The organism is Salinisphaera sp. RV14 (assembly GCF_052044135.1).
Lineage (GTDB): Bacteria > Pseudomonadota > Gammaproteobacteria > Nevskiales > Salinisphaeraceae > Salinisphaera.
Genome location: NZ_JBQDYF010000039.1, coordinates 1 through 4,666, shown reverse-complemented (window position 1 = coordinate 4,666; position 4,666 = coordinate 1). Strand labels below are relative to the sequence as shown.

Here is a 4,666-nt window from a genome sequence, read left to right as displayed (position 1 = left end):
GCCCGTCATTTGACCTTCATTGACTCGATTCCGAGCGGACCGGGTCAGATGCCTTGCGTCCAGAGAGCCGTTTAAAGCCCTGGAACCGACTGTGATAAGCGCGTTGAGGTGCTATGGCCATGCGGATTTATCGAATCGCGCCGATACAATGGACAAAAAGACGGCAGTAGACTCAGCTACTCAAACCTTTTGTCGCTGTCGGCCGAATTTGTGCAAATTTCGGGTTAATATTGTTCAAAATTAAATATTTGATTTTGAATATCCATCTTCTGATGGAGTATCCGGATAACGAATATCCCTTCGTCTCGATGGCGATAAAAAATCGCGTGCCGCTGGTGATCATGACGACGTATGCTGGCCGCGATCTCCGGGCACTCATGACTTACAAGCAGAGAACTCGACAGGAGTTGAAGCGTCTTTTCTAGCTCGTCGGTATAGGCGTCGGCTTGGCGTGGCCCGAATTCGACCCACGTGTACTCGAAGATACTTGCGAAGTCGTCGCCCGCCAGGCGCGACAGCCTATACATGGTGCTTCTGCTTCACCCGCGCTGCGATGTCATGAAGGGATTCATCGCTTTCGCCACTGCGCTCGCCTGCTTCTATCGCCGCTCTCAGAGCCAACAGCTGATTCTCTTGGCGCTCGAGCAATCGGAGTGCTGAACGCATGACCTCGCTCGTCGAACCGTAACGGCCCGAAGCGATCAGGCTTCCTACGAATTCATCCAACTGCGAACCGATCGTGACACTCGTTGTCCGGGGCATAAGTCGCCTCACCTGTGTGATCTATTAACACAGAATAGCAGATTTCAGGCAGAGGTAGGATAAAGTCGGGCCGGACGATCTTTCCCCGCTATTGGCTGTCCGGTAAGCCGATCGTCGAACGTACCCCTTGAGGACCGGCTGATCGTCGAGGACAGCGTTTCCGTCCGTACCGTCCGTCGATGGCTGGCGTGCTCTCGCGCTTCAGATTCGGCCTCCGCTGCGCAGGGCACTCAATCCTTGGCGTATTTGCCCCTTCCCCTGTTCGCCCCGTATGCCGCAACTCCCTCTTTGTCCAAAGGGTATCCGGAATGCGCCAGACATCGTTTATGCATTCCAAGCGCCTATCGGGATGGTAATCAGTATTTTTACGGCTTTACGACCAGTCCACGATAGGTCAGGGTCTCGGCTTATAGCTCGAAAAAGTAAAGTCAGAATCGCAAATACGCTGATCAACCCTCCAATGATACAAGCCCCGCTCGTCGTGACACCGTCAATGGTGGTCTCTGTGACGACTCATCCCCTCATTGGGCTCCTATACCCGCCTTTCGACGCGCATATGCATCGCATGCTGGGAGGCGTCGCGACGACCCTCGACCGTTTCTAGGTTCGTCGACTAGTGGAGCGTTCAGCATGGTGAACGGGCCGACTCTAGCCGTCGTTTTGTGAGAGCTTCTGAACGGATAGTAAACAGTAAATCTGGAGCCGAAAATCCTTAAGAACAAGCCAAGCGTACGTCAGGGCAAACCACGGGTCCCTAGCGGCATCGGCGGTCTCGACGCCGTGCTTCACGGGGGGTTTGTGCCCCGTCGCGCTTATCTGGTCTCCGGCGGCCCGGGTAGCGGCAAGACCACGCTGGGGTTGCATTTCCTGGCCGCGGCCGAGGACGAGCCGGCCCTGCTGGTCAGCCTGGGCGAGGTGGCGGACGACATCCGGGATGACGCGGCGAGCATCGGCCTCGATCTGTCCGCGGTTACGCTGCTGGATCTGACCCTGGGCGATGCCGACCACGACCTGGCCAGCTATCAATTGCTGGAACCCTGGGAGGCCGAAGCGCCGGACCTGCGTGAGCGGATCGATTTTGCCTGCCCAGATGGGATCCCGCGACGCGTGTTCATTGACGCGCTGAGCCAGTTCCGACACCTGGTGCCCGATGCCTTCCAGTTCCGCAAACAGGTTATGGCGCTGCTGCAATACCTGACGGCGGCCGGCGCGACCGTTCTGTTCACAGCCGAGCAGGGCACGGCCGCGGATGACGATCTGCAATACCTGGGCGACGGCACCCTGAAGCTCGAGCGAGATGAGGCCGGACGGGCGCTGCACGTGCTCAAGTGCCGCGGCACGGGATTTGCCGAGGGCCGCCATGCCGTGCGGCTGGGAAATCACGGCATGCAGATCTATCCCCGCCTGATTCCCGAAGATCACCGGCAGACGTTTACGGCCGAGGCGATCCCTTTCGAACTGGCCGGGCTCGATGCGCTGACCGGCGGCGGCTTACAGCGCGGTACCATGACCCTGATCTCCGGACCCTCCGGTGTCGGCAAGACGTCGCTCGGGGCCCATGTGATGCGGGAAGCGGCCCGCCGCGGCGAGCGCTCCGTGATCTTCTCCTTCGAGGAGCGGGTCGGTACCCTCAGCCATCGTTGCGAGCAGATCGGTATTCCGCTGACCGAGATGATCAACACCGGCATGCTCGCGGTCGAGGAGATCGAGCCGTTGCGGTACATGCCCGAAGAATTCGCCTGCGGCGTGCGGCGTGAGGTGGAAGAGCGCGGGGTCCGAATCGTCATGCTGGATAGTATTTCGGGCTATCGCCAGTCGGTGCGCGGTGAGGAGGTGACCCCGCATATCCATGCGCTGTGCCGGTATCTGTCGAATATGGGCGTCACGGTGCTGCTGATCAGCGAAGTCAGTGCCATTGCCGGTAGCGAGGTCCATGTGAGTGAGTACGGCATCAATTATCTCGCGGACGCCGTGCTCATGTTGCGCTACATCGAACTTGACGGCGCATTGCAAAAGACCATCGGCATGCTCAAAAAGCGCACCGGTAATTTCGAGAAGATGCTACGCCATTTCGAGATCACCGCTGAGGGCCTCACCGTCGGGGCGCCGATCACGGGAATGCGCGGTATCATGAGTGGCTTGCCGGACACGCTGGGCGACGCGTAGGAGCTCAGATGACATCAAATGCAGGCCGCCAGGCCCTGCCGGCCGCCCTGGGGATGAACCGGGCTAGGCTGGCTGTCGCCATCCGCTCGGATGCCGACTTCAGACTCCTGTCACGCCTACTGGCAGCGGACGACCGATTGACGCTGATCCGCCTGCAGGACGACGGTCTGGATACCCTCGATTTTGACCTGCTCATCGTGGATGCCTTATCGCTCGAACGCTTGCGCGAACCGATCATGCAGCGACGCGAGGAGGCCGGGCTGGTCGTGCTTCCAGTGCTGGTGTTGACGTCACAGAACCCTGGGGGTAAAGCGCGGCTGCCTGAAGCATTGGGCGATTGGGTCGACGATGTTCTGCGTGTGCCGACGACCGGCCTGGAACTGCGGGCGCGGGTCGCCAATCTATTGCGTCTGCGCGCGCTGTCGCAGCGTCAGTACGAAGCCCACGACGCCACGCGTCGGGATCTGAGCGGGCTGAGCCGGGCGCTGCGTACTTTGAACGCCTGCAACGAGATCATGTTGCGCAAGACCACCGAGGAGGGATTGCTCGATGCGATCTGCCGCATTATCACTCAGTTCGAGGAGTATTCATTGGCCTGGGTCGGCTTTCTGGAGGATTCGACCGGCTCGGAAAAGACCAGCAATATCCGGAAAGTGGCGATCTCCGGCCCGGCCGCCCAGTATGCGCGCCGCGCCCTGATCCAGGTGGGCGAGGGCGCGCGGGGACAGGGCCCGGTGGGGCGTGCCATTGCCATCGGGGAGACCCATATCGTGGCGGATCTGGCCCATGATCCCCGGGTCGAGCCCTGGCGAGACGACATGGCGGCCTGGGGCTTGGGCGCGGCGATTGCGCTACCGCTCAAGCCGAGCGCCGGGCCCGCCGGTGTCCTGAGTGTGTATTCCGCGCACAGCGGCGATTTCGACTGCCAGGTCCGCGAATTGCTCGAACGCCTGGCCGCGAACCTCACGTTTGGGCTGGACAAGTTGCACCTCGATCGCGAGCGCGAACGCCAAGCGGAGGAGATTCGCCAGCTCGCTTATCACGACCCGCTCACGGGGCTACCCAACCGACGCTTCCTGCTGCAGCAGTTCCAGCAGGATCATATGGGCCGCATGGCCGAGGGCGAAACGCCGAAGGCCGCCGCGGTGCTGTTCATTGATATCAACGATTTCAAGCTGGTCAATGACGCGCTGGGGCATGTGGCGGGCGATAACATGCTACGCAGCGTCAGCCAGCGCATTCAGGGCACCCTGCGTGAAGGAGACTGGGTGACGCGTCAGGGCGGTGACGAGTTCATTGTGATCATGATGGACCAGCCGCGGCGGCCGCCCGGCCCCGAGGACGCAGAAGCGAGCGTCAAGCGCCTGGCCCAGGCCGCGGAGACGCTGGCCGCGCGGATCATCCAGATTCTGCGGCGCCCGTTCGATATCGAAGGATTCAGCCACCGCATCGGTGCGAGCATCGGCATCAGCCTGTTCCCGCACTATAGCGCGGATCCGGAGTCGGTCATCAGCCAGGCGGACGCCGCCATGTACCAGACCAAGCAGGCCGGCAATGGAATCGCCTTCTATTCCCCGCAGACCGCCCAGAGGCGCCAGCGGCGCTTCACGCTCGAAGCGCGCTTGCATCACGCGTTGGAGCACGAAGAATTCAGCCTGCACTATCAGCCGCTGTGGGAGACGGCGACCGGACGGGTCGTGGGCGTGGAGGCCCTGCTGCGCTGGCAGGATAGCGAAGG

Annotated in this window: 4 protein-coding genes; 2 read left to right on the top strand and 2 right to left on the bottom strand. The window is 61.2% G+C overall.

Annotated features, from left to right (window positions below; translation table 11 throughout):
* Positions 1–224: 224 nt before the first annotated feature.
* Positions 225–527, bottom strand: coding sequence for a type II toxin-antitoxin system RelE/ParE family toxin (locus ACS8Y6_RS18250; RefSeq protein WP_440851668.1), 303 nt, complete (start codon positions 525–527; stop codon positions 225–227).
* Entirely contained in the window at positions 520–762 is a 243-nt protein-coding gene (locus ACS8Y6_RS18245) for a type II toxin-antitoxin system ParD family antitoxin (RefSeq protein ID WP_440851669.1), read from the bottom strand. The genes ACS8Y6_RS18250 and ACS8Y6_RS18245 overlap by 8 nt, the downstream gene beginning before the upstream one ends.
* Before the next feature lie 696 nt (positions 763–1,458).
* Between ACS8Y6_RS18245 and ACS8Y6_RS18240 the strand changes: the two genes are divergently transcribed.
* Positions 1,459–2,928, top strand: a complete 1,470-nt coding sequence (locus ACS8Y6_RS18240; RefSeq protein ID WP_440856227.1) for an ATPase domain-containing protein — start codon at positions 1,459–1,461, stop codon at positions 2,926–2,928.
* Positions 2,929–2,936: 8 nt separating this feature from the next.
* On the top strand, positions 2,937–4,666 hold a 1,730-nt coding region (locus ACS8Y6_RS18235; protein WP_440856226.1), incomplete at its 3' end, for a diguanylate cyclase domain-containing protein.